The organism is Janthinobacterium sp. 13, from assembly GCF_002749695.1.
In the GTDB taxonomy this organism is placed as follows: Bacteria; Pseudomonadota; Gammaproteobacteria; order Burkholderiales; family Burkholderiaceae_D; genus Janthinobacterium; species Janthinobacterium kumbetense.
Genome location: NZ_PEEQ01000001.1, coordinates 1,461,686 through 1,485,741 on the forward strand (window position 1 = coordinate 1,461,686; position 24,056 = coordinate 1,485,741).

General features: G+C 60.4%; 23 protein-coding genes, 2 tRNA genes and 1 rRNA gene. 12 read left to right on the forward strand and 14 right to left on the reverse strand.

All coding sequences use genetic code 11. The features are described from left to right. Window positions 1–84 precede the first annotated feature (84 nt). The 3 genes from CLU94_RS06370 to CLU94_RS06380 all read right to left on the reverse strand — a co-directional run bounded on the left by CLU94_RS06370 (window position 85) and on the right by CLU94_RS06380 (window position 1,887). Window positions 85–160: transfer RNA gene (locus CLU94_RS06370), tRNA-Ala, on the reverse strand. A 19-nt stretch (window positions 161–179) separates the two neighbouring features. Continuing rightward, window positions 180–256: transfer RNA gene (locus CLU94_RS06375), tRNA-Ile, on the reverse strand. 100 nt (window positions 257–356) lie between these two features. Continuing rightward, window positions 357–1,887, reverse strand: a 16S ribosomal RNA gene (locus tag CLU94_RS06380). Window positions 1,888–2,491: 604 nt separating this feature from the next. Between CLU94_RS06380 and CLU94_RS06385 the strand changes: the two genes are divergently transcribed. The 3 genes from CLU94_RS06385 (at window position 2,492) to CLU94_RS06395 (ending at window position 5,966) form a co-directional block, all read left to right on the forward strand. After that, entirely contained in the window at window positions 2,492–3,784 is a 1,293-nt protein-coding gene (locus CLU94_RS06385) for a sensor histidine kinase (RefSeq protein ID WP_099665028.1), read from the forward strand. 68 nt (window positions 3,785–3,852) lie between these two features. Beyond that, window positions 3,853–4,611 (forward strand): LytR/AlgR family response regulator transcription factor, encoded by a 759-nt coding sequence (locus CLU94_RS06390; RefSeq protein WP_034751497.1) that lies wholly within the window; start codon window positions 3,853–3,855, stop codon window positions 4,609–4,611. A 164-nt stretch (window positions 4,612–4,775) separates the two neighbouring features. Beyond that, window positions 4,776–5,966: a PAS domain-containing sensor histidine kinase gene (locus CLU94_RS06395; RefSeq protein WP_099665029.1), complete on the forward strand. Its 1,191-nt coding sequence runs from the start codon at window positions 4,776–4,778 to the stop codon at window positions 5,964–5,966. A 47-nt stretch (window positions 5,967–6,013) separates the two neighbouring features. Here CLU94_RS06395 and CLU94_RS06400 read toward each other — a convergent pair whose 3' ends face one another. The 3 genes from CLU94_RS06400 to CLU94_RS06410 form a co-directional block, all read right to left on the reverse strand. Next, the gene (locus CLU94_RS06400; protein ID WP_046682561.1) at window positions 6,014–6,961 is read right to left on the reverse strand and encodes a porin; all 948 of its coding nucleotides are present in this window, start codon (window positions 6,959–6,961) and stop codon (window positions 6,014–6,016) included. Window positions 6,962–7,146: 185 nt separating this feature from the next. Next, window positions 7,147–7,797, reverse strand: coding sequence for a class I SAM-dependent methyltransferase (locus CLU94_RS06405; protein ID WP_099665030.1), 651 nt, complete (start codon window positions 7,795–7,797; stop codon window positions 7,147–7,149). Between the two features lie 61 nt (window positions 7,798–7,858). Next, window positions 7,859–8,800, reverse strand: coding sequence for a CysB family HTH-type transcriptional regulator (locus CLU94_RS06410; RefSeq protein WP_034751505.1), 942 nt, complete (start codon window positions 8,798–8,800; stop codon window positions 7,859–7,861). A 160-nt stretch (window positions 8,801–8,960) separates the two neighbouring features. Here CLU94_RS06410 and CLU94_RS06415 point away from each other — a divergent pair, with 160 nt between their 5' ends. The 8 genes from CLU94_RS06415 to CLU94_RS06450 all read left to right on the forward strand — a co-directional run bounded on the left by CLU94_RS06415 (window position 8,961) and on the right by CLU94_RS06450 (window position 16,744). Next, entirely contained in the window at window positions 8,961–9,734 is a 774-nt protein-coding gene (locus CLU94_RS06415; protein ID WP_099665031.1) for a sulfite exporter TauE/SafE family protein, read from the forward strand. An 82-nt stretch (window positions 9,735–9,816) separates the two neighbouring features. Beyond that, window positions 9,817–11,505, forward strand: coding sequence for a nitrite/sulfite reductase (locus tag CLU94_RS06420; protein WP_099665032.1), 1,689 nt, complete (start codon window positions 9,817–9,819; stop codon window positions 11,503–11,505). Next, window positions 11,498–12,058, forward strand: a complete 561-nt coding sequence (locus CLU94_RS06425; protein ID WP_099665033.1) for a DUF934 domain-containing protein — start codon at window positions 11,498–11,500, stop codon at window positions 12,056–12,058. Before CLU94_RS06420 ends, CLU94_RS06425 begins: the two co-directional genes overlap by 8 nt. 9 nt (window positions 12,059–12,067) lie before the next feature. Next, the gene (locus CLU94_RS06430) at window positions 12,068–12,784 is read left to right on the forward strand and encodes a phosphoadenylyl-sulfate reductase (RefSeq protein WP_099665034.1); all 717 of its coding nucleotides are present in this window, start codon (window positions 12,068–12,070) and stop codon (window positions 12,782–12,784) included. 40 nt (window positions 12,785–12,824) lie between these two features. Then, window positions 12,825–13,736, forward strand: a complete 912-nt coding sequence (cysD, locus tag CLU94_RS06435) for a sulfate adenylyltransferase subunit CysD (protein WP_034782216.1) — start codon at window positions 12,825–12,827, stop codon at window positions 13,734–13,736. Continuing rightward, a complete protein-coding gene (locus CLU94_RS06440; protein WP_099665035.1) occupies window positions 13,736–15,052 on the forward strand; it encodes a sulfate adenylyltransferase subunit 1 in 1,317 nt (438 codons plus the stop codon). The genes cysD and CLU94_RS06440 overlap by 1 nt, the downstream gene beginning before the upstream one ends. A gap of 28 nt (window positions 15,053–15,080) precedes the next feature. Continuing rightward, window positions 15,081–15,845, forward strand: a complete 765-nt coding sequence (gene cobA / locus CLU94_RS06445; protein ID WP_099665036.1) for a uroporphyrinogen-III C-methyltransferase — start codon at window positions 15,081–15,083, stop codon at window positions 15,843–15,845. A 248-nt stretch (window positions 15,846–16,093) separates the two neighbouring features. Next, window positions 16,094–16,744 carry a hypothetical protein gene (locus CLU94_RS06450; RefSeq protein ID WP_099665037.1) on the forward strand — a complete coding sequence of 217 codons (651 nt, stop codon included), beginning with the start codon at window positions 16,094–16,096 and terminating at the stop codon, window positions 16,742–16,744. Here CLU94_RS06450 and CLU94_RS06455 read toward each other — a convergent pair. From CLU94_RS06455 to lptF, 4 genes are read right to left on the reverse strand one after another with little or no spacing between them, the layout of a single operon-like run. Further along, a complete protein-coding gene (locus tag CLU94_RS06455) occupies window positions 16,741–17,709 on the reverse strand; it encodes a Stealth CR1 domain-containing protein (protein WP_099665038.1) in 969 nt (322 codons plus the stop codon). The genes CLU94_RS06450 and CLU94_RS06455 overlap by 4 nt on opposite strands. Then, the gene (locus CLU94_RS06460; RefSeq protein ID WP_099665039.1) at window positions 17,706–18,113 is read right to left on the reverse strand and encodes a sirohydrochlorin chelatase; all 408 of its coding nucleotides are present in this window, start codon (window positions 18,111–18,113) and stop codon (window positions 17,706–17,708) included. The genes CLU94_RS06455 and CLU94_RS06460 overlap by 4 nt, the downstream gene beginning before the upstream one ends. Continuing rightward, a complete protein-coding gene (gene lptG / locus CLU94_RS06465) occupies window positions 18,113–19,282 on the reverse strand; it encodes an LPS export ABC transporter permease LptG (protein ID WP_099665040.1) in 1,170 nt (389 codons plus the stop codon). Before lptG ends, CLU94_RS06460 begins: the two co-directional genes overlap by 1 nt. After that, a complete protein-coding gene (lptF, locus tag CLU94_RS06470; RefSeq protein WP_077401100.1) occupies window positions 19,279–20,424 on the reverse strand; it encodes an LPS export ABC transporter permease LptF in 1,146 nt (381 codons plus the stop codon). Before lptF ends, lptG begins: the two co-directional genes overlap by 4 nt. Window positions 20,425–20,491: 67 nt before the next feature. Between lptF and CLU94_RS06475 the strand changes: the two genes are divergently transcribed. After that, entirely contained in the window at window positions 20,492–21,985 is a 1,494-nt protein-coding gene (locus CLU94_RS06475) for a leucyl aminopeptidase (RefSeq protein WP_099665041.1), read from the forward strand. Window positions 21,986–22,171: 186 nt separating this feature from the next. Here CLU94_RS06475 and CLU94_RS06480 read toward each other — a convergent pair whose 3' ends face one another. From CLU94_RS06480 to CLU94_RS06495, 4 genes are read right to left on the reverse strand one after another with little or no spacing between them, the layout of a single operon-like run. Beyond that, window positions 22,172–22,699, reverse strand: coding sequence for a hypothetical protein (locus CLU94_RS06480; protein WP_257218700.1), 528 nt, complete (start codon window positions 22,697–22,699; stop codon window positions 22,172–22,174). A 10-nt stretch (window positions 22,700–22,709) separates the two neighbouring features. Continuing rightward, window positions 22,710–23,180, reverse strand: coding sequence for a CreA family protein (locus CLU94_RS06485; RefSeq protein WP_099665042.1), 471 nt, complete (start codon window positions 23,178–23,180; stop codon window positions 22,710–22,712). Window positions 23,181–23,213: 33 nt separating this feature from the next. After that, window positions 23,214–23,402: a DUF1653 domain-containing protein gene (locus tag CLU94_RS06490; RefSeq protein WP_034782199.1), complete on the reverse strand. Its 189-nt coding sequence runs from the start codon at window positions 23,400–23,402 to the stop codon at window positions 23,214–23,216. A gap of 10 nt (window positions 23,403–23,412) precedes the next feature. After that, window positions 23,413–23,784, reverse strand: coding sequence for a hypothetical protein (locus tag CLU94_RS06495; RefSeq protein ID WP_034751548.1), 372 nt, complete (start codon window positions 23,782–23,784; stop codon window positions 23,413–23,415). Window positions 23,785–24,056 lie beyond the last annotated feature (272 nt).

Genomic DNA, 24,056 nt, shown 5'->3' on the forward strand with positions numbered 1-24,056 from the left:
AACGAAACAGCTTTGATCGCTAAAAGATCAAACCTAAACCACAGTCTTGTTGACCGGCTTACGTTTGCACTTTCGAGTAAAACGTGGTGGAGGATGACGGGATCGAACCGACGACCCCCTGCTTGCAAAGCAGGTGCTCTCCCAGCTGAGCTAATCCCCCTGAGATACTACTAATTAGCTGGTAGGGCTGGTTGGACTCGAACCAACGACCCCCGCGTTATCAACACGGTGCTCTAACCAGCTGAGCTACAGCCCCAACGCGGAACTACTACGACTACTGTTTCTTCTTAATTAAACAGCCGATAAGTGTGAACATTTGATGCGTGAACCAGTTACCTGATTCGTGCAAACTCTAGAAAGGAGGTGATCCAGCCGCACCTTCCGATACGGCTACCTTGTTACGACTTCACCCCAGTCACGAATCCTACCGTGGTAAGCGCCCTCCTTACGGTTAAGCTACCTACTTCTGGTAAAACCCGCTCCCATGGTGTGACGGGCGGTGTGTACAAGACCCGGGAACGTATTCACCGCGACATGCTGATCCGCGATTACTAGCGATTCCAACTTCATGCAGTCGAGTTGCAGACTACAATCCGGACTACGATACACTTTCTGCGATTAGCTCCCCCTCGCGGGTTGGCGGCGCTCTGTATGTACCATTGTATGACGTGTGAAGCCCTACCCATAAGGGCCATGAGGACTTGACGTCATCCCCACCTTCCTCCGGTTTGTCACCGGCAGTCTCATTAGAGTGCCCTTTCGTAGCAACTAATGACAAGGGTTGCGCTCGTTGCGGGACTTAACCCAACATCTCACGACACGAGCTGACGACAGCCATGCAGCACCTGTGTACTGGTTCTCTTTCGAGCACTCCCCGATCTCTCGGGGATTCCAGCCATGTCAAGGGTAGGTAAGGTTTTTCGCGTTGCATCGAATTAATCCACATCATCCACCGCTTGTGCGGGTCCCCGTCAATTCCTTTGAGTTTTAATCTTGCGACCGTACTCCCCAGGCGGTCTACTTCACGCGTTAGCTGCGTTACCAAGTCAATTAAGACCCGACAACTAGTAGACATCGTTTAGGGCGTGGACTACCAGGGTATCTAATCCTGTTTGCTCCCCACGCTTTCGTGCATGAGCGTCAATCTTGACCCAGGGGGCTGCCTTCGCCATCGGTGTTCCTCCACATATCTACGCATTTCACTGCTACACGTGGAATTCTACCCCCCTCTGCCAGATTCTAGCCTTGCAGTCTCCAATGCAATTCCCAGGTTGAGCCCGGGGATTTCACATCAGACTTACAAAACCGCCTGCGCACGCTTTACGCCCAGTAATTCCGATTAACGCTTGCACCCTACGTATTACCGCGGCTGCTGGCACGTAGTTAGCCGGTGCTTATTCTTCAGGTACCGTCATTAGCAAGAGATATTAGCTCTCACCGTTTCTTCCCTGACAAAAGAGCTTTACAACCCGAAGGCCTTCTTCACTCACGCGGCATTGCTGGATCAGGCTTTCGCCCATTGTCCAAAATTCCCCACTGCTGCCTCCCGTAGGAGTCTGGACCGTGTCTCAGTTCCAGTGTGGCTGGTCGTCCTCTCAGACCAGCTACTGATCGATGCCTTGGTAGGCTTTTACCCTACCAACTAGCTAATCAGATATCGGCCGCTCCACGAGCATGAGGTCTTGCGATCCCCCACTTTCATCCTTAGATCGTATGCGGTATTAGCGTAACTTTCGCTACGTTATCCCCCACTCCAGGGTACGTTCCGATATATTACTCACCCGTTCGCCACTCGCCACCAGAGCAAGCTCCGTGCTGCCGTTCGACTTGCATGTGTAAGGCATGCCGCCAGCGTTCAATCTGAGCCAGGATCAAACTCTTCAGTTTAATCTCTGTTTAATGTCATTTCTGACAGGTCGGACAGTATCGCTACCATCCAAATCTTTTGCATTGCAAAAGATTTGCTCACTCAAAAAACTGACAGGCTACTTCCGAAGAAGTATCCTATTTCATTATTTCTTGTGAACATTTGATATATTTTAAGTATTACGTCAATCCGAAGATTGACGCTGCACTTACATCAAATGCCCACACTTATCGACTGTTAATTGTTAAAGAACTGTATTCGGTACTGCTTTCGCGCTATCGACAAAGCGTTGTGTTTGCCAGCTACGAAGAAGGAAGAGTATGAAGCAATTTGCTACGTCCGTCAACTCCTTCTTTTCTCGTCTCACTCGGCATTTGCATGCGTCGTTCAGCGAGGGGGCGAATTATAGCCGTGCCCTGCACTCTCCGCAAGGGCTATTTCCCCGCTCTCACAGCCCAGCAAGCCTTGTCTTCACTTCAAGCGCCTTTTTGTGCAGCCTGTCGCAATCGGCTGGCGCAGTTCGTGGTCTTTAGGCACAGTGGCAACATCAGACTCTGACGCGGCTCAACAAGAGGTTAAACTTGCCCGCTGCGTCGATTAACTCTTGTACTTGAAAGTGCCCCCATGCTTCCGATTTCCAGCCTGCCCCAATTGTTGAAAACCATCCTCGCTTGGTTGCAACGGGCATTCGACGCGACGACGACCTGGGTCACCCAACTGTCCTGGTGGAAATTCTTCCTGTTCGCTGCGCTGGCCCTGATCGCCGGTTCCATTTTGCAAGATGAACTGTTCTCGTCCAGCCAGAATGAAGAAGTGGTCATCAAGTCGCACAAGCGCAGCAGCAAGGGCTCGGGTGAAACCAATATCCTGATCGACGATACGGGCATCCATTTCAATCCCCGCAACAGCAAGAACCGGCGCAGCAGCACGACAGATGCGGCCAGCGAGCCGGCCGATGCCGCCGAGGCGGACGAGCACGCAAACACCGTGCCGCCGGCGCCGCCGGAACCGCCGGCCGCCCCCGCCAAGCCCAGCTACCCAGTAACGACGAATGCCTCGGGCGAAGAAGTCCATATTGAACTGCCGCCGCAAATCGGTGAAGAATTGTCGAATGCCATCGAAGAAGCCGTCGATGATGCGGCAGAACAAAAGGTGTCGCGCTATCACCAGCAAGCCTCGACCTGGTTCAAGAGCTTTGTGTCCTTGCTGGTATTGGCCCTGTTCGCCATGAAGGCCTTGGTCGGCGGCAAGAAACGCGCGGAAGCGGAAACCGTCACGGCAAACGAGGCCGCCGAGCGCGAATCCATGCAGCGCCAGCTCAGCGAAGCGAAGATGCAGATGATGCAAGCCCAGGTCGAGCCGCATTTCCTGTTCAACACGCTTGCCTCCGTCGAACACCTGATCCAGGTCGACCCGCCGCGCGCGGCCAAGATGCAACGCAGCCTGATCCAGTATCTGCGCGCCGTGCTGCCGCAAATGCGCGACAACGCCCTGATTACCAACCTGGGCCGTGAAGCAGACATGGTGCAAGCGTACTTGAACCTGCTGAAAATGCGCATGGAAGAACGCCTGACCGTCGACTTCCAGATTCCCGACGGCCTGCGCAGCGCAGCCTTCCCGCCCATGATGCTGCAATCGATGGTGGAAAATGCCATCAAGCATGGCCTGGAAGTCAAACCGGAGGGCGGCACCCTGCGCATCGTGGCCGAAGTGGCGCACAGCAAGCTGCGCGTGACGGTGACCGATGACGGCCTGGGCTTTGGCGTGGTGCCCAGCGATGGGACGGGACTGGGTTTGCCCACCATCCGCGAGCGCCTGAAGCTGTTGCATGGCGACCAGGGCAGCCTGACCATTACGCCAAATCAACCGTCCGGCGTGTGCGCCGTGATCGAAGTGCCATATCAATTGTCCAAATAAGACAGAGTAGTTGATAAAAACGCTAAATCATTGAATAATCAATCTTCGCCTGTTCACACTTGAGACCTATGCCTACCGCTATTATTGCCGACGACGAAAGACTGATGCGCGACCAGCTGCGCCTGCGCCTGGGCCAAGCCTGGCCTGAACTGGAAATCATCGGCGAAGCCAAGAATGGCGACGAAGCGATCGAACTGGTGGAACAACTCAAACCGGACTTTGCCTTCCTCGATATCCGCATGCCGGGCAAGACGGGCATGGAAGCGGCGCAAGTGATCGGCAGCAAGACGCATATCGTCTTCGTCACGGCCTACGATAGCCACGCCGTCGAAGCCTTCGAGCGGGGTGCCGTCGACTACGTGCTCAAGCCGCCCGAGCATGAGCGCTTGCTGGTCACTGTGGAGCGCCTGAAAACCCACTTGAACAAGCCGGCCCTGGACGTCAACAGCAGCGTCACGGCCATGCTGTCGCAGCTGGCGGAAAAAATCACAGCCAAGCCCACCTACCTGCAATGGATACAGGCCAGCATCGGCCAGGACTTGCGCATGATCCCCGTGGAAGAGATCCTGTTCTTCCGTTCTGACGAGAAATACACCTGCGTGCAGACCGCCAAGTACGAGGCGCTGATCCGCAAGCCCGTGCGCGACCTGGCCGAAGAGCTCGATCCTTCGTTGTTCTGGCAAATCCACCGCGCCACCCTGGTCAACGTGAATGCCATCGAAGGCGTGACGCGCGACATCCGCGGCCGCCACCTGGTACTCATCAAAGGCAAGTCCGACAAGCTCGAAGTGAGCCGCAGCTTCTTGCACCTGTTCAAGCAAATGTAAGTCTCCCGCCGCCGCCCGGCCCAGGCCGGCGCGGCGCGCGCCCCTCTTCTTTCCCCTTCCTGCGCCACATCAAGCCACGCCGCGCCAACAGGCATAGGCTATATCAAGTCCTGTCCGTCGCTCCTGTCTTGCCTGCCTTCGTTCACGTTCGCAAGGAGAATCCCATGCCTGACCGAGGCAGTTCGACACTGCTGCGCATCCTGCCGCTAGGCATGGCAGCGATGCTTTTGCTGTGCTTGTTTCCTCCACTGAAAGCCCGCCGGCAGCGGCAGGCCCGCGGCCAGGCCATCATCGACAGCGCCAGCGACGCCTTCATCAGCATCGACAGCGGGCAAATCATCCTGCATGCGAACGCGGCGGCAGCCAGATTGTTCGACGACACGCCGGCCGGCATGCGCGGCATGCGCCTGGGCCACTACATCCTGCGCGACTTGCGCACCCTGGGCGGCCTGGGCAAGCACGATGGCGATCCGCCGTTTGGCGACATCAGCCAGGAGCTGCGCCTGACGGGCCGGCGCGCCACCGATTACACGCTGACGGGACGGCGCAGCGATGGCCTCATGTTTCCCCTCGAAGGCTCGCTCTCGGCCATGCAGGAAGACGGCCATAGCGTGTTTACCATCATCGTGCGCGACATCAGCGCGCGCCAGCAGATGCATGAACAGCTGGCCCGCTCCTTTTCGCAACTACGCGAATTGTCGAGTGCGCTGCAATCCATCCGCGAAGAGGAGCGCAAGCATATCGCGCGTGAATTGCATGATGACCTGGGGCAATTGCTGGCCACCTTACGCGTCGACCTGACCCTGGTGCGCCAGCACACGGACACCACCGAGTCCCTGCAAGCCTTGCTGCACAGCATGGATGGCTTGCTGGTGACGGCCATCACCTCGTTGCGACGCATCGCCAGCAACCTGCGTCCGCGCGCGCTCGATGAAGGGGGATTGTATTTTGCGCTGCAAAAACTGCGCCACGACTTCCTGCTGCGCCGCGCCATCCATTTCGACTTGCTGGCCGACGAGGCCGATCTCGTGCTCGACGATGCGCGCAGCACGGCCATCTACCGCATCGTGCAGGAAGCGCTGACGAATATCGCGCGCCATGCCGAGGCCAGCCACATCACCATCGCCCTGCACCGCATCGATTCCTCGCTGGCCATCACCATCCAGGACGACGGCCGCGGGATTGCCGAACACGACCTGGAAAAAGCCACGGCCCTGGGCTTGCTGGGCATGCGCGAACGCGTGTGGGGATTGAACGGCAGCATCCATATCGGTGCCGACAGCGAACTGGGCGGCACGCGCATCGAAATCTCGCTGCCCATGCATGCGGAGGCGGCAGCGGCGGCGATGCAATAAAAAAAGGCGCCCGCAGGCGCCTTTCACTTCGTCACATCGAACGATGCTTAGAATTTGTGTGCCAGGCCGATCTGGTACGAGGTCAGCGACTTCACGCGCTCGCGGCCAGCGTAAGCGTACACGTCGGTGCGCTTCGACAGGTGGTAGTCGTAGCCGACGCCGAATTCCTTGATGGTGTCCTGATCCTTGAACTTGTTGTTGCTTTGCTCTTGCTTGCCATACGACACTTTGGCATCGCCGCCGCCAACCGTGTAGTTCAGGCCGATCAGGTAGGACTTGAATTCACCAGTCGTGGCTACCTTGGTGTCGCCTTTCGAGTAGGCGGCCGTGATCTTGGCCGGGCCGAATTTATAGCCGCCACCGATGGACCACAGGTCAGGCTTGGCGGCCGTTGCCGTTGCTTGCACGGCTTTTTCGTAGCCGGCGTGCAAGCTGATCGGGCCGTTGTCGTAGGTTGCCAGGCCAATCACGCCTGCGTCAGCGCTGTTGACTTCGCTCAACACGTATTGCAGGCTGCCCACGAAACCTTCAAAGCTTGGGCTGTTGTAGGTCACGGCATTGTTGACGCGCGACGAACCGACGCCCGAACGCAGCAAGGTTTCATTGTTCTTGCCGACCACGCCGTAGGTGTTGAACGGATCGACGCGGGCGATGGTGCCATCGACCAGATTCTTGGTGCGGCCCAGGATGGCGGTACCAAACGCGCCTTTCAAGCCCACATACGCTTGACGGTCGAACAACACGCCTTTTTGCGCGCCGGTGTCTGCCAGGAATTCACTTTCCAGGTTGAAAATTGCGGACAGGCCGCCACCCAGATCTTCCGTACCCTTGAAACCGAGGCGCGACGCATTGTTTTCGCGTTGTACCGTCGGCTGGCCAGTGGTCTTGGCAATACCGAGGTCAACCAGGCCGTACACGGTGACGTTCGATTGTGCTTGTGCCGTAGCTGCTGCGAAGGTGCCGATGATCAATGCTGCCAGAGTAATTTTTTTCACTTGAGATTCTCTACATTAGGTTGGACAAGAGTGGTGCTGCTTAGCTGCTGAACCGAATCATGCCCACCAAATACTTCAACAATATGACATCGACAAGATGTTGTTTTTTAGCACAATGTCTTGTTAAATAAAAACAACAGGCGAAAAAAAACCGCCCGAGGGCGGCTTGTATTGCCGTGACTGCCTTACTTCAGGCGGCAGCTCAGCAGCCAGTAGTATTCCAGGCGCTTCATGCGGATTTCGCGGGCCGAGTGGGCAAACTTCTTGCGCAGGTGGCTATCCGACGGGAAATTCTTCAGCACTTCATAGCGTTCACCCCCCTCCGTCGTGCGGAACTGGTGGGTATTGCCTTCCAGATCGGTGCGCGCGATGACCGTGCTGCTGCCGTCGACATAGGAATTGTCGATCAGCACCAGCAGGATGTCCTTGCCCAGCTTGCTGCGCAATTGCTTCAGGTATTTGTCCTGGTCTTCGCGCTTGACGTGCGACCACCAGAAACCGGCGAACACGGCCGTGAACTTGCCCAGCAGATCGTCCGGCAGATTGAATGCGTCGAGCTTGGCGAAGGTCACGTTGTCGGGCAAGCCGCGTGCCTGGGCCAGCGCCAGCATTTCATCGTTGATATCGGTGGCCAGCACGGACTCGGCCGACTCGGCGACCACTTCCGTCCAGTAACCGGTGCCGCAAGCCAGTTCCAGCACGGTGTGGCCTTCCAGCACGTCGGCAACCTTGTCGCGCAACACTTCCAGGTCTTCCTGGCGTTCGGGCTTGTCATAGACGCGCTCGTACTGCTGCGCGATGGTGGCGTAATATTTGGCAAGCTGATCGGTAATCATTGTTTCTTCTCTTCTTAAATAATCTTGGCCAGGCACCTCGCCCGGCCGATTTCATGCATTGTTATAGTTCGTAGTGCTCTTTATCACCGCTCATCGCCTGCTCGATGAGCTTGCGGTTCAGGGTCGGCGTCAGCAACTCGATAAAGGTATAGATATAGCTGCGCAAATACGCGCCTTGCTTGACGGCAACGCGCGACACATTCATGCCGAACAGGTGGCCGACAGGGATGGCGCGCAAACCTTTGTCGCGCTCGGCATCGAAGGCCATACCCGCTATGATACCAATCCCCATGCCCAACTCGACATAAGTCTTGATCACGTCCGCATCGATGGCCTCCAGCAAGATGTCCGGCTTCAGGCCGCGCAGCACGAAAGCATGGTCGATCTTGTTGCGTCCGGCGAACGCGCTGTCATAGGTAATCAGGGGGAAAGCGGCGATTTCTTCCAGGGTCACGGACTTCGACTTGAGCAGCGGATGGTCGACCGGCACCACCACCACATGTTCCCATTGATAGCAGGGCAAGGTGATCAAGCCATCGATGGCGGCGATCGATTCCGTGGCGATGGCCAGGTCGGCCTGGTCGCGCTGCACCATTTCGGCGATCTGGCGCGGATTGCCTTGCAGTAAAGACAATCTGACCTTCGGGAACTTCAGCATGAAGGCTTGCACCACCTTGGGCAAGGTGTAGCGCGCCTGCGTATGCGTGGTGGCAATGGTAAAGCTGCCGCTGTCCTGCGCCGCGAACTCCTTGCCGATGCGCTTCATGCTGTCGATTTCCTGCATGATCAGCTCGACCGATTCCAGCACCAGGCGGCCCGGCTCCGTCAAGCCGCGGATGCGCTTGCCGTGGCGCGTAAAAATATCCACGCCCAGTTCTTCCTCCAGCTCGATGATGGCTTTCGATACGCCCGGTTGCGACGTAAACAATGCCTTGGCGGCGTCCGTCAGGTTGTAATTCTGCCGGACCGCTTCGCGCACGAAGCGCAGTTGATGGAGATTCATTGCTGGTTTGCCCTAGATTGCCGTGATTTGCCGAGTTTCCGCCCCACCCATGATTTTGCGTTCATGCATATACGCATATCGCATATAAGCAAATGCGTACTTAGTAGTTTGGATTAAACGCCAAGTTTATTACTATTGCGGGTACTTTGGGGGTGAAAGCATGACTTTGTCTTATATAGTCTCAGGATTTGCCGTAGGATTACTCGTAGGAATGACCGGCGTGGGCGGCGGTTCGCTGATGACGCCGCTGTTAACCTTGCTGTTTGGCGTGCCGCCTTCCGTGGCCGTGGGTACCGACCTGGCCTTCGCCTCGATCACCAAGAGCGCCGGCACGCTGACGCACCGCCTGCGCGGCACCATCCGCTGGGATATCGTCAAGCGCCTGTGCATCGGCGCCCTGCCCGCTGCCGTCATCTCGACCCTGGCGCTGAAATCGTTCGGCACCCTGTCGCCGGAAATCGGCCAGATCATCCGTTACTCGATCGCCGGCTCCGTGCTGCTGACCGTCGTGGCACTGATCTTCAAGGGCCGCATGCTGGCTTGGATCAATGCCCACCCCGAGAAACAATTACAAGGCAACAAGCTTGCCGCCGCGACCATTATTTCCGGCGCCGTCCTGGGCGTGCTGGTGACGGTGTCGTCGATCGGCGCCGGCGCCATCGGCGCCACCTTGCTGGTGATGCTGTATCCCCGCATGAGCTCGGCCGAAGTGGCCGGCACCGATATCGCCTACGCCGTGCCCCTGACGGCCATCGCCGCCCTCGGCCACTGGTGGCTCGGTTCCATCCACTGGGAATTGCTGGCCTCCTTGCTGGTCGGCTCCTTGCCCGGCATCACGCTCGGTTCCTGGGTCGCCCGCTCCGTGCCAGAACGATTTCTACGCGTGTTGCTGGCGATGACCTTGACCGGCGTGGCAGTGAAGCTAATCTATTAATTGACCGACCATGTGACACGAACAGTATCAAGAACATAATCCCAGGCAATCTTCCAGCACCCCGGCTTTTTTAGGAATTGATATGTACCATTACGATCAGTACGACCACCTCATCATCAAAGAACGCATCGCCCAGTACCGAGACCAGGTTGCGCGCCGTATCGCCAATGAACTGACGGAAGAGGAATTCATTCCGCTGCGCCTGCAAAACGGCCTGTACATGCAGCGCCACGCCTACATGCTGCGCATCGCCGTGCCGTACGGCTTGCTGTCGTCGAAGCAGATGCGCATGTTCGCGCACATCGCGCGCAAGTACGACCGCGGTTACGGCCACTTCACCACGCGCCAGAACATCCAGTTCAACTGGATTGAGCTGGAGCAAACACCCGATATCCTGACCGACCTGGCATCCGTGGAAATGCACGCGATCCAGACCTCGGGCAACTGTATCCGTAATACAACATCCGACCCGTTCGCCGGCGTCGCGGCCGATGAAATCATCGATCCGCGCCCGTACGCGGAAGTCTTGCGCCAGTGGAGCACTTTCCACCCCGAGTTCATCGCCCTGCCGCGCAAGTTCAAGGTCGCCATCAATGGCGCCGAAGAAGACCGCGCCGCCATCGCCGTGCACGATATCGGCTTGACGGCCGTGCGCAATGCGGCCGGCGAAGTGGGCTTCAAGGTCATGGCCGGCGGCGGCATGGGCCGTACGCCCATCCTGGGCAGTGTCGTGCGCGAGTTCCTGCCGTGGCAGCACTTGTTGACGTATATCCAGGCCATCATGCGCGTGTACAACCTGCACGGCCGCCGCGACAACAAATACAAGGCACGCATCAAGATCCTGTTGAAAGCCATCGGCGTGGAAGAATTCACGCGCCAGGTGGAAGCGGAATGGGTCGATCTGAAAGATGGCCCGGAAACCTTGAGCGCCGAGGAAATGCAGCGCGTGGCGGACTTCTTCAATCCGCCCGCCTACCTGACCCTGCCGGAACTCGACTACAAGGCCGAACACGCGGACAACAAGGCGTATGTGAACTGGCTGGCGCGCAACGTCAAGCCGCACCAGCGCCCCGGCTACGTGGCCGTGGTGCTGTCCCTGAAGAAGACCGGCGTGCCGCCGGGCGACGCGACGGCCGAGCAGATCGACTTCGTGGCCGACCTGGCCGACCGCTACAGCTTTGGCGAACTGCGCGTGACGCACGAGCAAAACCTGGTGCTGGCCGACGTGGAGCAATCGAAACTCTTTGCACTGTGGCAAGAAGCCAAGGCGCACGGCCTGGCCACGCCGAACATCGGTTTGCTGACGGACATGATCTGCTGCCCCGGCGGCGACTTCTGCTCGCTGGCCAACGCCAAGTCCTTGCCGATCGCGGCCGCCATCGCGGAACGCTTCGACAGCATCGACTTCCAGCACGACATCGGCGAAATCGAACTGAATATTTCCGGCTGCATCAATGCCTGCGGCCACCACCACGTGGGCAGCATCGGCATCCTGGGCGTCGACAAGGATGGCAGCGAATGGTATCAAGTGTCGATTGGCGGCGCGCAAGGCAATAATGCGGCCATCGGCAAGATCATCGGACCATCGTTCTCTTCCCTGCAGATGCCTGAAGTCATCGGCCGCCTGCTGCACGTCTACGTGCGCGACCGCCACGAAGGCGAGCGCTTCGTCGACACGGCCCAGCGCCTGGGCCTGGCGCCGTTCAAGGAACACGTATATGCAACGCCGATCACCGTCGGCAACCTGGTGGGAGAAGACGAATATGTTTGAAGTACGCGAAGAAATCATCAAGAACGCCGCCGTGGTGCCGAATACCTGGGGCTTGCTGCGCCTCGATGAAAACGACACGCCGGAAACGGTGGTCGTTCCGGCCGGCAAGGTCATCGTGCCCCTGCTCGTTTGGCAAGCCCAGCGCGCAACCCTCGCCGCGCGCCTGCCCGACATCGGCGTATGGCTGGCCAGCGACGAGCGCCCGGAAGAACTGGCGGCCGACGTGGCGCAACTGCCCGTCATCGGCGTGGATTTCCCGAAATTCACGGATGGCCGCGGCTATTCCATCGCCTTCAACCTGCGCGCCCGCCTGGGTTTCCAAGGGGAATTGCGCGCCATCGGCGACGTGTTGCGCGACCAGCTGTTTTCCATGCACAGGGTCGGCTTCGATGCGTATGCAACGCGCCCGGACCGCAGCATCCATGACGCGCTGAAAGGTTTGTCTGTCTTTTCGGAAACCTACCAGGCGTCGTGGGATCAAAAATCGCCGCTGTTCCGCCGCCACCAGCGCGAAGGCCAGAATCCTGACCTCGACAACGCGGCCGGCATCTGAGGGCCCATCATGAGCGATCTGACTTCTTTGATACACGCCACCGAGCAAACGCTGACACGCATCGCCGCGGATTTTTCGCCGGCCGTGTTCGCGTCCAGCCTGGCAGCCGAAGACATGGTGCTGACCGACATGATTCTCAAGGCGAAGCTGCCCATCGGCATCTTTTCCCTGGAAACGGGCCGGCTGCACCAGGAAACCCTGGCCGTGCTCGACAAGGTGAAAACCCGCTACGCGCACGACATCACCCTGTACCGCCCGCAGCCGGAAGCCGTGGCCGCCTACGTGGAACAGAACGGCCTGAACGCGTTCTACAATAGTGTCGAAATGCGCCGCGAATGCTGCCGCATCCGCAAGGTCGAACCGCTGGGCCGCGCCCTGGCCGGCAACAAGGCCTGGGTGACGGGCCAACGCCGCGCCCAGTCCACCACGCGCGCCGAACTGCACGTGCAGGAAGAGGACGCCGCGCATGGCATGACGAAATTCAATCCGCTGGCCGACTGGTCGGAAGAAGACGTGTGGGCCTATATCCGCGCCAACGACGTGCCCTACAACGCGCTGCACGACCAGGGCTACCCGTCGATCGGCTGCGAACCGTGCACGCGGGCAGTGCAGCCGGGCGAAGATGTGCGCGCCGGACGCTGGTGGTGGGAAAACCCGGATTCCAAGGAATGCGGCCTGCACATGGTGGACGGCAAATTGATACGCATCAAATCCGTGGCAGCTTGATCAGACACAACAGATACAGCAGAACAAGAAAGCACCCTATATGAGCAATATTTTGAACCAGCGTCACCTCGACAGCCTTGAATCGGAAGCCATCCACATCATGCGCGAAGTGGCGGCCGAATCGGCCAACCCTGCGCTGCTGTTTTCCGGCGGCAAGGATTCCGTCGTCCTGCTGCGTTTGGCCGAGAAAGCCTTCCGCCCAGGCAAGTTCCCATTTCCCCTCGTGCATATCGACACGGGCCACAACTTCCCGGAAGTCATCACTTTCCGCGACAAGAAGGTGGCGGAACTGGGCGAGCGCCTGATCGTCGGCTCCGTGGAAGACTCGATCAAGCGCGGCACCGTGCGCCTGCGCAACCCGGCCACGGATTCGCGCAATGCAGCGCAAGCCGTGACCTTGCTGGAAACCATCGCCGAACACGGTTTTGACGCCTGCATCGGCGGCGCCCGCCGCGACGAGGAAAAGGCCCGCGCCAAGGAACGCATCTTTTCCTTCCGCGACGAATTCGGCGCCTGGGACCCGAAAGCCCAGCGTCCGGAACTGTGGGACCTGTATAACACCCGCGTGCATCCCGGTGAAAACATGCGCGTCTTCCCCATCTCGAACTGGACCGAACTGGACGTGTGGCAATACATCGCCCGCGAGCAACTGGAATTGCCGCCGATCTACTTCGCGCACGAGCGCCAGGTGATCCCGCGCAACGGTTTATTGGTGCCGCTGACGGATCTGACGCCTCCGCGCGAAGGCGAAACGGTGGAAACGCAGGTTGTGCGCTTCCGCACGGTGGGCGACATTTCGTGCACCTGCCCCGTGTCATCCGATGCGGCGACGGTCGACGCCATCATCGCCGAAACGGCAATCACGCAAATCACGGAACGGGGCGCCACCCGCATGGATGACCAGACGTCCGAAGCCTCGATGGAAAAACGCAAGAAAGCAGGGTATTTCTAATGAACGCAGCAATCCAGAACACCAATCTCACCGACAGCGTCGAACGCGGCATGTTGCGTTTTATCACGGCCGGTTCCGTCGATGACGGCAAGAGCACCCTGATCGGCCGTTTGCTGTTCGACAGCAAGGGCATCTTCGCCGACCAGCTCGACGCCATGTCGCGCTCCAAGCACAAGCGCACGGTGGGCGACACGGTCGACCTGTCGCTGCTGACGGACGGCCTGGAAGCGGAACGCGAGCAAGGCATCACCATCGACGTGGCTTACCGCTACTTTGCCACGCCGAAACGCAAATTCATCATCGCCGACACGCCCGGCCACGAGCAATACACGCGCAACATGGTGACCGGCGCATCGACCGCCGACGCCGTCATCATCCTGATCGACGTGTCGAAAGTCAAACTGGGTGACGATGGCAGCGTGGAACTGTTGATCCAGACCAAACGCCATTCGACGATCGCCCATTTGCTGCAGATCGAGCACGTGGTCGTGGCCGTCAACAAGATGGACCTGGTCGACTACGATGAAACGGTGTACAACCGCATCGTCGCCGCCTACCGCGAATTCGCCCAGTCGCTGGGTTTGAAGGACATCACGCCGATCCCCCTGTCCGCCTTGACGGGCGACAACGTCGTCGAACGCGGCGACAAGCTGGGCTGGTACACGGGCCCGACCCTGATCGAGTTGCTCGAATCGCTGTCCGTCTACGACGAATCGCACGACACGCCGTTCCGCTTCCCGGTGCAGCTGGTGGCGCGCCACAATGGCCACGAAGCGAACGACTTCCGCGGCTACATGGGCCGCATCGAGGCGGGCAAGGTCAGCATCGGCGACACCCTCGTGGTGCAGCCATCGGGCCAGACGGCCACCGTCAAGGATATCGTCACCTTGGACGGCTCGCTGCCGACGGCCGTGGTGGGCCAGTCCGTGACCCTGCTGCTCAATGAATACCTGGATATTTCGCGTGGCGACTTGCTGGCGAGCAGCGAACGCCCTGCCACCCTGCTGAAACAGGTGGTGGCCGACGTGTGCTGGCTGTCGGAAGACGCGCTGGACCTGCGCCGCAAGTACTGGATCAAGCACGGCACGAAACAGACGGCGGCCAAGGTGACGGCGATCGAATCTATCCTCGACATCAACACGCAGCAGCGCCACCCGGCCGAAGGCTTGAAGCTGAACGACATCGCCCGCATCAGCCTGAACGTGCAGCAGGCGCTGGCGGCCGACGCGTATGCCGATATCCGCGCCACGGGCGCGTTTATCCTGATCGATGAAGTGACCCACCAGACGGTCGCGGCCGGCATGGTCCGGCTCTAACCCCGTATCGTCCAGGAAAGGCAGCCATATGAACAGCTCCCCATCTCTCCCCGGCAAGGTCTACCTGGTCGGCGCCGGCCCCGGCGCGCAAGACCTGATGACCTTGCGCGGCGCGCGCCTGCTGGCGCAAGCGGACGTCGTGCTGCACGACGCGCTGGTCACCGAAGAGATGCTGGAGCTGTGCCCGCAGGCGCAAAAAATCCTGGTCGGCAAGCGCTGCGGCCAGCTATCGACGGCACAGGCGTTCATCAACAAGCAACTGGTCGACAACGCGCGCAAGCACGCCGTCGTCGTGCGCCTGAAAGGGGGCGATCCCATGCTGTTCGGCCGCGCCGACGAGGAATTGCGCGCGCTGGAAGAGGCGGGGATCGCCGTGGAAGTGGTGCCCGGCATCACCACGGCCCTGGCGGCAGCGGCCGCGACGCAGCAGCCGCTGACCAAGCGGGGCGTGTCGCGCAGCGTCGCCTTCTTTACGTCTAGCACGGCGCCGGGCGAACCGGACCAGACGCGCATTCCCGACTGCGATACCCTGGTGCAATACATGGGTGGCCGCGAAGCCATCGCCACGGCCCAGCGCCTGCTGGCCCAGGGCCGCCGTGCCGACACCCCGGTGGTGGTGATTGAAAACTGCAGCCGCCCGGACCAGCGCATCGTGCGCCTGCAGCTGAGCACCCTGGCGCATGGCTTGGGCGACACCCACGGCCCCGTGCTGGTGATGCTGGGCGACGCCATGGCCACGCGCGCGCACCAGGTCACGGAAGCAGCGGTCGCCATTCTGGCGCGCCATGCTTGAATAAACACACCGTATTTTACCGACTTTAAAGTCAGTAACTGACGTCTTCCGAGGAAACATGTTACGATGCTCACGCATCTTTTCTCGAGAAGTTGTTGCGTGATAGCAAGAAAATCACGCTTCGCCCCGCCATAGCGCTTGCTGCGCGGCCTCCCGGCTGACGGGAGCCGCCCGGCAATCTCCCCGAAAAAAGCTGCGCCCGCAGGCTGCAATACCGCGCCGCGCAACTTGAGCCGTCACAATCAACAATGAATTTCTCTTCCGTGCGCGAAGCCCTGACTTCGCTCAGCCGCAGCAATGCCGGCGTCGCCGGCGCTGTGCTGCTCAGCATGCTCGCCTCCATCGCCCTGTGGACGGTGTTCCCGAATATCGACGATGAAAACCACTTACTGGAATGGCTGCAGGCGCTGTTCCTGGCCCTGGCCTGCACCGTGCACGGCACGCGCGCCTGGCAAGAGACTGACCGCCAATCCTTGCGTTTCCTCATGCATGCCGGCTTGTCGGCCCTGCTGTTCGGCTTCCTGCTGCGCGAACTCGATATCGACCAGTTCGGCACGGCGCCCGCCTGGGCCCAGCTGGAAAAAGCCCTGCGCGTGGTGGAATTGCTGATATTGATACGCGTGCTGATCTTTTTCGCACCGCGCGCGCGCAAGGTATTTGCCCATGCGCCGCAGATTTTCAGCATGCGCATCACCATCCTGACGGCCATCGGCGGCTTGCTGATGGTTGCCGGCTGGCCCTTCGACAAGAAGGTCTTCCATGGCATGCCGGATGCCTATGCGCTGCTGGGCGAGGAAGTCTTCGAACTGGGCGCCTATTTGCTGCTGTTCCTCGCATCGCTGTCCGACAGCGCGGCCGCCGCCCGCATCAGCCTGGCGCCGAAGACAAAGCTGGCCTAGCCCAGTTCAAACGAGGATGGCAGCGGCAACAGCCGCTGCAAGGTAGCGGCCACGCGCAACAGGCGCGGGTCGTCGTCCTCGGCCTCGTCGCAGGTATCGTTGATACAGAAAAACGGCAAGCTGCCGAAACGCGCCGCCAGCTCCTCGAGCTGCTGCGGCGCCTGCACATCGCCGCTGGCGATATGCAGCGGGTCGAGCATGCGCGAGCACGCCAGCCCCTGATGCACCATCCAGCGCGGCACCAGGTCGGGCAGCAAGGCCGGCACCTGCCACGAGCGGAACACCGTCGCGCGCACGCCGGCAAACATGGCCGGCGCCAGCCCTTCCAGTACCTGCAGCGCGCTTTTCAGCATGGGCCGCGGCGCATGCGCATACAGGCGCGGTTCATGCCGGTAATCGGCGTACTGCGCCGACAGCCATTGCCGCGACAAGGTGGCGCAATTGACGGGCGCCGCCACGTCGGCGCGCAAGCCCTGCAGCTCATCCTGCAGCGCGCTCTCCGTGAAAACGCTCAACCGCCCGTCCCCTTCCCCGCCAAACCAGAATGCGGGTTCGAACGGCGCGCCGAAAAATACGTCGTCGTTCAGATACAGGAAACGCTCGGACAGACCCGGAATATGGTGCAGATACGATTCGATATGGCCGGAATCGAACACCGGCAGGGATGCATCGGGCATCAGGCTGGCATGGTCGATCACCGTCAGGCGCGATGAGGCACGCAGCCAGCGGGGCACTTGCCGGTCCGTCAGCAGGTAGACATGGCCGTGGCCGGGGAAGAAGCGCTCGAGCGCGCGCAGGTTGTAGCGCAGTTCGCCATTGTCGCGGTAGCGCCCCGCCACGTTGCCGTGCAGGGCCAGCTGGCCGGGATGCGCCTGCGCCCAGGCGGCATATGCCTGCTGCCGGCGCGCGCGCCAGGCGGGATCGGCGCCGTCCACCCACAGGTAGACGATGTCGATGCCGTTCAAGGCAGAGGGCTGGAGCCTGGCGCCGCCACGCAGTAATCGGCGATGGCGGCAAGCACGCTGGCGTTCTCGCCCACCGCCTCGACCACCTTCAGGCGCAATGCGGGATGCTGCTGGCGCAATTCTTCCAGCAACAGCGGCAAGTCGCGCAGCACATGTCCGCCCTGCCCCAGGAACACGGGCACCACGGTGGCGTCCAGGATGGCGCCGGCGGGCAGCTGGGCCAGCAGGGTCGCCACCAGTTCGGGCAGGCGCGGCGACATCAGCTCCAGGAAGGCCAGGTGCACGCCGGTGCCCGGCATGCGCGCCTGGGTCAGGTCGCGCAGGCGCTCGAAGGGCGCAGCCCACGATGCGGCGCGCGCGCCATGGGCAAACAGGATCAGCGCCTGCTGCACGTTCGTCTCCATCAGTGCCGCTCCACCCACCACAGGGCGCCCAGCGCCAGCAGCAGGTACAGGGCGCTCGGCGCCACCGCCGTCAGAAAGGCCGGCCAGGTGCTGAGCAGGCCAAGATGCGAGAACAGGGTGTTGACCAGCATGAAGCTCACGCCGATCATGATGCCGATGAAGATCTTCAGGCTGATGCCGCCGCTGCGCGTATGCATGTAGGCAAACGGCAGCGCCAGCGCCATCAGCACGAAAATGGCCAGCGGATCGATCAGTTTTTTCCAGAAGGCGATGCGGAAACGCTCGGTTTCCTGCTTGTTCTCGGCCAGGTGGCGCGTGTACACGGCCAGTTCGCTGGCCGACATGCGCTCGGGATCGGACGCCGACACCGTCAGGATCTTCGGCGTCACTTCCGACGTCATGTCCTTGCTGGCGCTTTGCACCGTGCGCACCAGGCTCGTTTCCTGCCCATAGTAGTTCGCCAGCTTCGGCTCGAAGCCGGGCGAGGCGGCCGCGCTGTTCGAGAACGACGTTTCCGTCACCTCGGTCAGGCGCCAGATATTATTGCCCTGATACGTAGCTCCCTTGGCCACGGTCAAGGTGCGCAAACGCATATCGGTGTCAAATTCATACAGCTTGACGTTTTTCAGCTGGCCGTCCGGACGCGCTTCGCCGACATTGAAAAAGCGCGAACCGGTGACGGCGCCCGTCAAGCCCTCGCTCTTGACCATGTCCTTGGTCCACAGGCCGGAGCGAAACTCGCTCGACACGGCCGCGCCGCGCGAGGTCAGCTTGAGGCGTTCGGCCAGCGGTTCCGTGCGCGGCGTGATCAACTCGCCGAAGATGAAGGTGATGACGACGAAGACGATACCGATGCGGAACAGGAAACCGGCCGCCATCGCCGTCGACATGCTCGATGCGCGCATGATGGTAAATTCGGAGCTGGCGGCAAACTGCGCCATCGTGTAGATGGTGCCGATCAGCGCCGCGATCGGCATCACCTCGTACACGTGTCCCGGCACCAGCACCAGCACGTACAGGAAGGCATACTGGATGGTGTAACCGTTGCGCCCCACCTTGGGCAGTTCGCCCGTCAGGTCGATGAAGGCTTGCAGTGCCAGGAAGGCCAGCAGCACGAACAGCACCGCCTGGAATATCGAGACCGCAAAATAGCGCTGTAAAATCTTCATTTCGATGCCGCTTTACTTGTGTTGCCGGCGCGGCGCGCGCGCTTGAAAGCCGCCAGCAGGACCAGCGGATGATAGCGGTGGTTCACATTCAGGCGCCACGCGAACAGCCCCACCACGGCCAGCGCCGCCAGCAGGTGCAGCGGCCACCAGGCCAGGCCGAAGGTCAGCCGGCCCTGCTTCACGCTCGCTTCGATGACCTTGATCAGGTTGCTGTACGTAAAGAAAATCAGCAGGGCGATGATCAAATTGGTCGAACTGCCGGCACGCGGATTGACAAAGCCCAGCGGAATGGCCAGCAGGATCAGCATCAGGCCGATCAGGGGCGCACTCACCCGCCACAGCAGTTCGGCCATGGTGTAGGGATTCGGCTCGGCGATGAGCGCCATGGTGCTCATCGCGCGCACGCCCAGTTCCGCGCCCAGTTCCTGCTGCTTGCTCTCGATGCGCATGATGTACTGCTCGAATTCCATGGTCTGGAAGTCCGCCTGCGTCGGCACGCCCTGGTAGCGGCGGCCGCTCTTGAGCACCAGGAAGCGTTCGCCCTTGGCGTCGGTGTTGATCACGCCTTCCTTGGCGACGACGACGACGGCGCTGCCTTTTTCATCGACGGTATTGACGAAGACGTTCTGCACCACGGTCTTCTCGCCGCTGACGCCCTCGACGAAGAAGATGCGGTTGCTGCCGGCCGATTCGCGGAACTGGCCAGGCGTGACTTTCTGCAGGTCTTCGCGCTTCTCGAAGCGCGCCACGTATTCATCGCTCTTCTTTTGCGCCCATGGCGTGGCGTACAGGCTCAGGATGCCGGTAGCCAGCACCAGCGGCAGGCCGAAGCTGAGCACGGGCCAGATCCAGCGCGACAGGCTCAGGCCGGAGGCAAACCACACCACCATCTCCGACTCCTTGTAGCTGCGGGTGACGACCATCAGCACCGAGATGAAACCGGTGAGGATGAGGATGGTGGGCAGCTGCATCAGGGCGGAAAAAACCATCAGCGACATGACGTCGGACGACGCGATCTTGCCGCCCGCCGCCTTGCCGAGAATACCGATCAGCATCCAGGTGAGCAGGATGCTGAACAAAACTGTGAAGGTGGCCCCGGCGGCACTAGCCAATTCACGTCGAAGGGCGCGTTGAAAGATCATTCGGAGTTTATAATTCGGGTCAGTTAGTTGAGTAACACGTTACTAGTAAATGAAAACGGAGAACCAAATGGACTTTAGCATAAAAGCATTCGATACCAAGAGCACCCTCGGCACGGCCAAAAGCGGATGCATCGCGGTTGCGGTATTCGAAAACAAAAAACTGTCGCCAGCGGCAAAATCGCTGGACAGCAAGGGTGCGATTTCGGCTGCGCTGAAGTCCGGCGACATCAGCGGCAAGCCTGGCAGCACTTTGCTGCTGCGCGCAGTCGATGGCGTCGTCGCCGAACGTGTTCTGCTGGTAGGCATGGGCAGCGATGACGCTGTCAGCGAAAAAAGCTTCTCGACCGGCGTGCAAGCCGCACTGAAGGCCTTCGGCTCGCTGGGCGCTGCGGACGCCATTATCGCACTACCGCTGACTGAAGTGAAAGAGCGCGACGTAAATTGGGCAATCCGTTGCGTGGTGCAAGCCGCCCACGACAGCGAATACCGCTGCGACTCGCAAAAAAGCAAAAAAGATCCGGCACCGGCAGGCGTGCGCAAGATCGTCCTGGCGGCGCCTGCAACGGCAGCCACGCGCGGCGCGCTGGCGCAAGCCATCGCCATCGCCAACGGTTCCGACCTGACGCGCAACCTGGGCGACCTGCCGGCGAACGTCGCCAATCCGACCTACCTGGCCAACACGGCCAAGCAGCTGGCCAAGGATTACAAGTTCGAAGTCGAAGTGCTGGACCGCAAACAGCTCGAAGCGCTGAAAATGGGCAGCTTCCTGTCCGTCACCAACGGCAGCGAGCAGCCGCCGAAGTTCATCGTCCTGAAACACATGGGCGGCAAGGCCAAGGATGCGCCAGTGGTCCTGGTCGGCAAGGGCATCACCTTCGACACGGGCGGCATTTCGATCAAGGCCGGTCCTGGCATGGATGAAATGAAGTACGACATGTGCGGCGCCGCCTCGGTCCTGGGCACCTTCCGCGCCATCGGCGAAATGAACCTGAAGCTGAACGTCATCGGCGTCATCGCCGCGTGCGAAAACATGCCGTCGGGCCGCGCCACCAAGCCGGGCGACATCGTCACCTCCATGAACGGCCTGACCATCGAAGTGCTGAACACGGACGCCGAAGGCCGTCTGGTGCTGTGCGATGCGCTGACCTACGCCGAACGCTTCAAGCCGGCAGCCGTGGTCGACATCGCCACCCTGACGGGCGCTTGCGTCGTCGCCCTGGGCCACCACAACAGCGGCCTGTTTACGCGCAGCGATGCGGCGCATGACCAGCTGGCCAATGAATTGCTGGCAGCGGGCAAGCAGTCGAGCGACACGGCATGGCGCATGCCGATCGAAGAGGCGTACAACGAGCAGCTGAAGTCGAACTTCGCCGACCTGGCCAACATCGGCACGCCAGGCGGCGGTTCGGTGACGGCAGCGGCCTTCCTGGAAAACTTCACCAAGAAGTACACCTGGGCGCATCTGGACATCGCCGGCACGGCGTGGAAGTCGGGCGGCTCGAAGGGCGCGACCGGCCGTCCCGTCCCCCTGCTGACGACGTTCCTGATCAACCGCGTGTAAGAGAACGCCAGACCAAACCTACTGCGCGGGGCTATTGGCGGCCGGCGATGCTCGCTGTACATAAAGTACAGCTGCGCTTCTCGGCCACCACTAGCTCCCGCTCGCTACGGTTTTGTCAGGCGTCGTTACGCAAGAAGACAGCCGCCATGGTCACTGACCCTGGCGGCTTTTTTATGTGCAGTTGAATCAGTAGACGACGGGATTGGGCAGAGGCGATGGCGCCACTTTCGGCTGCACCACCGTTTCCGGCACGGCGGCCGCTGGCGGCGGCGCTGGAATCGGCGCGGGCGGCGGCGCCAGGCGCGCGGGGTCCTGCATGACGATGGTCAAAATGGACGGGTAGTCGAAGCCGGCGCCCGTGTTGCGGTCGACGAAATAGCCGACGCCCAGGGTCAGGATGACATTGCCCCAGACGCTGCCATTGAGCTTGGGATCGATATGGTCGTCCGTCGCGATGGCGGGCGAACCGTGCTTGCGGCAATCGACCTTCAGCGGTTCCTGGCTCTTGCGGATGGTGATGCGCCCGGGCGTGGTAACGAACCACTTGCCCACGTCGTTGCTGAGGATGCAGCCGGCGCCCGTCAGCTCGCGGTTGTCCTGGATGGTTTGCACCAGCACCATCTGCTCGGTGTTGCCCGTCAGGGTGGCGCAGCCGCCCAGGCCCAACAGCAGCAGCGTCCTGGCGGCAAAGGGGGCAGACAGCGGCACGCGCATGGGAGCTCGCTTAACGGACGGGAATCGGCTGGTCGCCAGGCACGGCGACGGCGGTGACGCTGTTTTTCGGACTGCCTTCGATCACGCGGTCGGAATACACGAGGTAGACCAGCGCATTGCGCTTGCTGTCGACCATGCGCACGACGCGCACGTGCTTGAAGAAGATCGAGGCACGCTCGGTAAACACTTCTTCCTGGCGCGGCAGCTTGCCCTTGAATTGCAGCGGCCCCACCTGGCGGCACGCGACGGCCGCATCGGCCTTGTCTTCGGCCAGGCCGACGGCGCCCTTGATGCCGCCCGTCTTGGCGCGCGACAGATAGCAGCTGACGCCGGCGACGCGCGGATCGTCATACGCTTCGACGACGATCTTGTGGTCAGGACCGATCAGTTTGAACACCGTGTCGACCGAACCGATGGTTTCGGCATGCGCCGCGGCGCAGGCAAAGCCCAGCACCAGAGCGGCAGGCAGCAATTTACGCATGAAGAGTATCCCGGGCACGCACGCAGGCGGCCATCAGTTGATGGGAGCGAAACGCTGGACCATGACGCCTTCGACTTCGATCAGTTGAAAGAACACGTCTTTCGGCCTGGTCCAGATGGAACCGTCGGCGGCGCGATACACGATCATCGGCGTCAGATCCGCTTCCAGCGTGGCTTCGCACACCAGTTCATAAATGCCGCCCTTGTAGTGCCGATAACGCATCGCCGTCCCCTCAAGCCGTGGAATCTTCGCTCTTGTCGTCGGCCAGTGCCTTCTGCTTCTGCTTCAGGCCCTGGATCACTTTCAGTATGCCTTCCATGCCGGCCGCGCCATCGGCGCCGCTGAAGGCGTCGAGCACCTCATTGAGCACCTTGTTGCGCACGGTCGCTTCATCGGAAGACATTTCCAGCGCGCGCTGGGCTTTCGCCGCCTTTTCGGCCGCGCTCACGCGCGGCTTGGCAGCCGTCTTGCCATGCGTCAGAGCAGCCTGCCAGATAACCCAGCGGCGCTGGGTCTCGAAAATCAGGTACTCATCCGGTTTGTCTTCTCTTCGCCGCACAATGTGGCCGTCACGCTGCGCCCACGCTTCAAATGCAGTTCGCATTTTCTTCCTTTGCAAATGCTACGCGCAAGTCTCACTATTAAAACTGCAACATTTCAAAATAGTACCATCTATTGATGTCGCAAAACAGTCTCATAGATATAGTACTGCAATTTATATAACAAGTCTGGCGGCGCCAAGGACGGAATTGACACTCCGTCCCCGGCACAGTGGTCATGTAATCGGAATAGCAATTACAACTAATTACAACTGCTTCCTGTTCGGTTCTTAACTTGGCTGTAACAAAGCCGTATGACACAGTTGTTACACGGTGC

Coding starts and splice junctions, on each gene's coding strand:
- CLU94_RS06480 (WP_257218700.1), bottom strand. CDS start 22,699: ATGCGCGTGCCGCTGTCTGCCCCCTTTGCCGCCAGGACGCTGCTGCTG.
- CLU94_RS06395 (WP_099665029.1), top strand. CDS start 4,776: ATGCCTGACCGAGGCAGTTCGACACTGCTGCGCATCCTGCCGCTAGGC.
- lptG (WP_099665040.1), bottom strand. CDS start 19,282: ATGAAGATTTTACAGCGCTATTTTGCGGTCTCGATATTCCAGGCGGTG.
- CLU94_RS06410 (WP_034751505.1), bottom strand. CDS start 8,800: ATGAATCTCCATCAACTGCGCTTCGTGCGCGAAGCGGTCCGGCAGAAT.
- CLU94_RS06485 (WP_099665042.1), bottom strand. CDS start 23,180: ATGCGTAAATTGCTGCCTGCCGCTCTGGTGCTGGGCTTTGCCTGCGCC.
- CLU94_RS06405 (WP_099665030.1), bottom strand. CDS start 7,797: ATGATTACCGATCAGCTTGCCAAATATTACGCCACCATCGCGCAGCAG.
- CLU94_RS06475 (WP_099665041.1), top strand. CDS start 20,492: ATGGACTTTAGCATAAAAGCATTCGATACCAAGAGCACCCTCGGCACG.
- CLU94_RS06450 (WP_099665037.1), top strand. CDS start 16,094: ATGAATTTCTCTTCCGTGCGCGAAGCCCTGACTTCGCTCAGCCGCAGC.
- CLU94_RS06440 (WP_099665035.1), top strand. CDS start 13,736: ATGAACGCAGCAATCCAGAACACCAATCTCACCGACAGCGTCGAACGC.
- CLU94_RS06415 (WP_099665031.1), top strand. CDS start 8,961: ATGACTTTGTCTTATATAGTCTCAGGATTTGCCGTAGGATTACTCGTA.
- CLU94_RS06390 (WP_034751497.1), top strand. CDS start 3,853: ATGCCTACCGCTATTATTGCCGACGACGAAAGACTGATGCGCGACCAG.
- CLU94_RS06490 (WP_034782199.1), bottom strand. CDS start 23,402: ATGCGTTATCGGCACTACAAGGGCGGCATTTATGAACTGGTGTGCGAA.
- CLU94_RS06460 (WP_099665039.1), bottom strand. CDS start 18,113: ATGGAGACGAACGTGCAGCAGGCGCTGATCCTGTTTGCCCATGGCGCG.
- CLU94_RS06495 (WP_034751548.1), bottom strand. CDS start 23,784: ATGCGAACTGCATTTGAAGCGTGGGCGCAGCGTGACGGCCACATTGTG.
- lptF (WP_077401100.1), bottom strand. CDS start 20,424: ATGATCTTTCAACGCGCCCTTCGACGTGAATTGGCTAGTGCCGCCGGG.
- CLU94_RS06430 (WP_099665034.1), top strand. CDS start 12,068: ATGAGCGATCTGACTTCTTTGATACACGCCACCGAGCAAACGCTGACA.
- CLU94_RS06425 (WP_099665033.1), top strand. CDS start 11,498: ATGTTTGAAGTACGCGAAGAAATCATCAAGAACGCCGCCGTGGTGCCG.
- CLU94_RS06385 (WP_099665028.1), top strand. CDS start 2,492: ATGCTTCCGATTTCCAGCCTGCCCCAATTGTTGAAAACCATCCTCGCT.
- cysD (WP_034782216.1), top strand. CDS start 12,825: ATGAGCAATATTTTGAACCAGCGTCACCTCGACAGCCTTGAATCGGAA.
- CLU94_RS06420 (WP_099665032.1), top strand. CDS start 9,817: ATGTACCATTACGATCAGTACGACCACCTCATCATCAAAGAACGCATC.
- cobA (WP_099665036.1), top strand. CDS start 15,081: ATGAACAGCTCCCCATCTCTCCCCGGCAAGGTCTACCTGGTCGGCGCC.